This is a genomic window from Photorhabdus stackebrandtii, from assembly GCF_011189495.1.
Taxonomy (GTDB): domain Bacteria; phylum Pseudomonadota; class Gammaproteobacteria; order Enterobacterales; family Enterobacteriaceae; genus Photorhabdus; species Photorhabdus khanii.
This window is the reverse complement of the sequence record NZ_PUJV01000078.1, coordinates 1-4028: the sequence shown is the minus strand read 5'-3', so window position 1 is coordinate 4028 and position 4028 is coordinate 1. Positions and strand designations below refer to the sequence as shown.

At 37.6% G+C, this 4028-nt stretch carries 6 protein-coding genes and 2 pseudogenes; all 8 read right to left on the bottom strand.

All coding sequences use genetic code 11. From position 1 onward, the window contains the following. Positions 1–759 precede the first annotated feature (759 nt). Positions 760–966: a hypothetical protein gene (locus C5470_RS21460; protein WP_166291792.1), complete on the bottom strand. Its 207-nt coding sequence runs from the start codon at positions 964–966 to the stop codon at positions 760–762. 261 nt (positions 967–1227) lie between these two features. Continuing rightward, positions 1228–1509 carry a hypothetical protein gene (locus C5470_RS23160; RefSeq protein WP_242688264.1) on the bottom strand — a complete coding sequence of 94 codons (282 nt, stop codon included), beginning with the start codon at positions 1507–1509 and terminating at the stop codon, positions 1228–1230. Between the two features lie 411 nt (positions 1510–1920). Beyond that, positions 1921–2442 carry an SMI1/KNR4 family protein gene (locus tag C5470_RS21450; RefSeq protein WP_166291790.1) on the bottom strand — a complete coding sequence of 174 codons (522 nt, stop codon included), beginning with the start codon at positions 2440–2442 and terminating at the stop codon, positions 1921–1923. A 22-nt stretch (positions 2443–2464) separates the two neighbouring features. After that, entirely contained in the window at positions 2465–2815 is a 351-nt protein-coding gene (locus C5470_RS21445; protein WP_422631101.1) for an HNH endonuclease, read from the bottom strand. 30 nt (positions 2816–2845) lie between these two features. Then, positions 2846–2914, bottom strand: a pseudogene (locus C5470_RS23900) (RHS repeat-associated core domain-containing protein); the annotation flags it as partial. 218 nt (positions 2915–3132) lie between these two features. Beyond that, positions 3133–3444, bottom strand: coding sequence for a DUF7716 domain-containing protein (locus C5470_RS21440; RefSeq protein ID WP_132354388.1), 312 nt, complete (start codon positions 3442–3444; stop codon positions 3133–3135). A gap of 9 nt (positions 3445–3453) precedes the next feature. Beyond that, positions 3454–3858, bottom strand: coding sequence for an HNH endonuclease (locus C5470_RS21435; protein ID WP_166291794.1), 405 nt, complete (start codon positions 3856–3858; stop codon positions 3454–3456). Beyond that, a pseudogene (locus tag C5470_RS23155) lies at positions 3835–3927 on the bottom strand (RHS repeat-associated core domain-containing protein); the annotation flags it as partial. The pseudogene C5470_RS23155 and the gene C5470_RS21435, both read right to left, overlap by 24 nt. Positions 3928–4028 lie beyond the last annotated feature (101 nt).

Genomic DNA, 4028 nt, shown 5'->3' with positions numbered 1-4028 from the left:
TTTGACAAACTGACGTTTGGTGTGAGCAGACGATTCCAGCGTTCGAGTGAATAAGGTCATAAAAGATCGGCGTTTAACAGAAAGAACACCGATCTTAATGGATAACATGAGCTTTTGCGACACCCTCCAAGCAGCGGGGTATCAAACCAATGGCCAACTACAGAGTAGTTCGCCCCAAGGGGCGGGGAATTAGACCCTAAGAGATTAAATTTAATCATCATGGCATATTGTGTTTCACGTTTAATCAACGTTAATTATACTTGCTTTTTATCTTTGTTAATGCTGTTTTACTGGCAATTTTGAACAGTTTTCATAAGTTACTCTCCTTTCTTTTATCTTCATAAATAAACCAGTAAATAGCTTGACGGTATAAATATCCCCCTTTATTTTTTCGGATAATATTATTTTTTTCGCTGATTTATTTTCAATTTTCTGTTAATGGTTAATGGATTTCGATTAAATTTGATTAACGTCTTTTTAAAAAACTGCACTTATAGTTAAATCTGCCGCCGTCTTTTATATAAAAGATTTAACATCTCTGTTTTTATGCTTTTAAATGGTTATGGCCGGTTAGGTAAAAATAAGCGGAGGATAGCATTGCCGATAAATGAATTAAATATGGATGTGAATAGGCCGCTAAAGGAAAATACAGGTAAAAAGATAAAATCAACCCTTTTAAAAGGGTGATATCGAGTAAAACGATTTTTATTCCGATAGTTTTCTTATTTTTTAATTAAAAATTTATTTAATGCATGGTTTTCATTGAACTATTTTTGTAAATATAATCGTTTTTCCACTTCCTGCCTTGTATTTAAATTTTCCTATTTTCATTAAATTGATACTCGGATTTTCTCCTTTCTCCTTTCTCCTTTCTCCTTTCTCCTTTATTTGATTTTTAGGCTTAAAACCAAAGAGGGTAATAGATATATTACCGGTATTAAAATCAAAGTCCATTTCTTTAATCATTTTTAATACGGATAAACGCTATTGTTATTTTTTCGCTATGCGGTTAACTCTGTTAAATGTTTTAATATAATCTCATTCAGTTGACTCACATTGAAACGCTGGTTTTTGCCCAACTGAGCGGAAATACTCACCTGTGTCGTAAATGACGAGGAAGCATACTAAATCAAAGATGCGATCTATATGCTTTGGCGTACCGTGGCTATTCGCCCCAGTAGATCATCAATCAGGCCGGAAGATCACAGAGATCTACCGGCTTTTATATTATCGTAGCGGTACTGGTAAACGACTGGTTAAGGGCCTTAATTGCTCCCTGTCATCCCACAGTCCCGGAAATACTTCGAATTTCAGGTCATCACGGTTAATTCCGGTATCAAAATAGCGGCATAAACGCTCTGCTAATTCTTCATGTGACCACATATTGGTCAGTTCATATTTTTCAATGAGTTCCCGATCTTCTGGTAAGGTTAAGTCTTCTTTTAATACTGGTGCCAGTGTGGTTCCGATATTACCCTCAGGGCCGATATCAATCAGTTTACCGCCCATAAATAAAAAAGAGTTTTTATCTCCAACCATCGAATGAAGAATAAGACTTTATCCAGTAATTATTATAGGATTGAATATTAGGAATAACCGATTTGTCTTTAATTTTCTCAGTTGCTAGGTTAGGCAAAACCACTCGACTAGCGACAAAAACCCGGAACAAAATGGGCACCTGGTTTAAGTTAATATCCTTCCACATACCACTCGTATTACAGATATCATAAAACCTCATTTCTGGACGGTTCAACATCTGTCCAATGGTATACAGATTATCCCGCAGTTTAATATTAACCAGATGATTGTGCTTCCAGACAATTCGTTTCACCATTTGATCAAAACAGCCGTCAGCAACGGCCGCCTCCTTTACCATTGTGTTTAAAAGAACCGGAATATCGCAAGGATATTCCAAATATTCTATAAGCCTTGAATTAGCTTCATGCCTTTATCTTCAGTTTGAGAGAGTATCTGTTTAAAAAATTCTTCGAAAGAGTGAGATACTTTATAAAGGTTCCCACATTCATCTACTTCACTAAAAGCAATATCTTGCACATCATCTTCAACATGTAAGTGAGTTCTATCCCAATAATATACACCCTCATGCTTTCCTTCGGTTACTAATATATAAAAATTACCTCCAGGATCTGTACCAATGATAAAAGAATTTTTTATGAATAATAATTCATCCAAATAATCATTATTCATTTCAATTAAGTTGAAATTTTCATTTTCTATATTGATACCAAACAAAGAATCAAAAGCAATTTCACCATCATCAACACCGTGGTATGTAAGATTACACGCATCCGGATCTTCAACATAAAATCCGTTATATTTCTTCAAGAAAGCACGGTAACTTTCAGGAAGAATTATTGAATAATGCTGCTCAATAGATAAAATTTCGCTGTTATCTATATTAATACCATGATTTATTGGCATAAATTTACTCCAATACTATTCTTCAACATTTTTTTCTTAGTGTTGATGCGCCACCACGGTGAGTAAAGGTACCATGTACTTTTCTAGACACTTCTTGCATTGTTTTTCCATTTTCATGATGATGCCAATTATTTGAACCATAATCGGCTTTTCCTTTTGGCGCTAACCTGTCAGCTTTTGCAAAATCACCATCCCCATATTTATGGTGATTTCCTTTCAGATCAGGAACATCTACACGTTGTCTTTCATATGGAGAGAAGTCAGGGTAACCACTAGGATAACGAACCACATTACCCGACGCATCTTTATAAACCCAAGTTTGGGTATCTATTTCTTGCCAGACTGTCCCACCCTTATTACTCCACTTAACCATATCAGGAGAATTTAGCGGTTTCCCGGTTAATCCCCAAGGGTCAATCCATGTAAGAGGATTCGGCGCATAATACCGATACGTATTAAAATGCAACCCGGTTTACTCGTATCATCCTGATACTCGCCGTTTCAGGGTAGCGCTACGCGCTATTCAAATTTGTTCCCAACAAATTTGTCTTTGTCAAAATATTGTCCCGCATAGTGCAGGTTTTGCTTGAAATATGAGATAAAGCTGCGGATGCAGGAGATAATTGACAACTACAGTACAAGATAGCAATGAAATACAGCGGGAAGCTCTTTTTGAGCTTCCCGTCTGATTTAATCTAAGAAGTCATCTTCTTCGAGATAATAAACCACAGCTTCTAACAATTCATCACGGGTTGCATTGGGGTGATGTTCTAGTTTGTTGTCAATGATATCTTCAAAAAGAGCATAATCTAACCATGTCTTATACTTATCCTCCATTTCATCCATATCAAAGTCTTCATCTCTCGTTTCAGAGAGATAATATGTTGCATTATTGATGCAGTTGATTTCATTCACAAAATTTGGGTCAACAAAAAAACCCATCGCTTTTGGACGTTGTTTATGGATAGATAACAAACCATCAAAGCCTTTAATTGTTTTCATTTTTTCCTCTTAACGACACCCATTCCCTCCACCCCATTTATCTCTACCACCCGATCCATCAGGATGATAAATCTTGTGATAAGACTTATGGTCATATCGGTCAACCAGACTTAATTTCCCTGGCTGATTCTCATGATGCCAGGTCATACCATCAGGTGCACGAGGGCTGAAATTCCCTCTGGAATTTGGCTGAACATGTTCCACCACTTCCGGATATTTCATCTGCATTTCACGCCTGAATGCCGGATCGCGCTGCATTCTTTCGTGCACAGATTGATTGCCCCGTTTAAAATGCTGACCATCGGATAACTGATATTCAGGTGGATTCAGGGTGTGTTCATGGAACACATGGTACTTCCCTAAACCCCGCTGACCTTCCCCTTTGTATAACCCCCAAGGATCTATCCACGTCATCGGATTCGGCGCATAGGTATACAGGTTCAATCCACCGGCCAACCCGATCGGATCTTCGGCACTATCCCGACGCCATCATACTCTTTAGGCCACTTTTCCCCTTGATTTAGCAGCCTTTTTTCTAGCCACCTTTTCCCTCCCTGTTAAAGAGCATTCCAACTCGCCCTGAC

Excerpts from the sequence above, each read along its gene's own strand:
- C5470_RS23160 (WP_242688264.1), bottom strand. The coding sequence starts at position 1,509 with ATGGGCGGTAAACTGATTGATATCGGCCCTGAGGGTAATATCGGAACC.
- C5470_RS21440 (WP_132354388.1), bottom strand. The coding sequence starts at position 3,444 with ATGAAAACAATTAAAGGCTTTGATGGTTTGTTATCTATCCATAAACAA.
- C5470_RS21435 (WP_166291794.1), bottom strand. The coding sequence starts at position 3,858 with ATGACGTGGATAGATCCTTGGGGGTTATACAAAGGGGAAGGTCAGCGG.
- C5470_RS21460 (WP_166291792.1), bottom strand. The coding sequence starts at position 966 with ATGATTAAAGAAATGGACTTTGATTTTAATACCGGTAATATATCTATT.
- C5470_RS21450 (WP_166291790.1), bottom strand. The coding sequence starts at position 2,442 with ATGCCAATAAATCATGGTATTAATATAGATAACAGCGAAATTTTATCT.
- C5470_RS21445 (WP_422631101.1), bottom strand. The coding sequence starts at position 2,815 with ATGGTTAAGTGGAGTAATAAGGGTGGGACAGTCTGGCAAGAAATAGAT.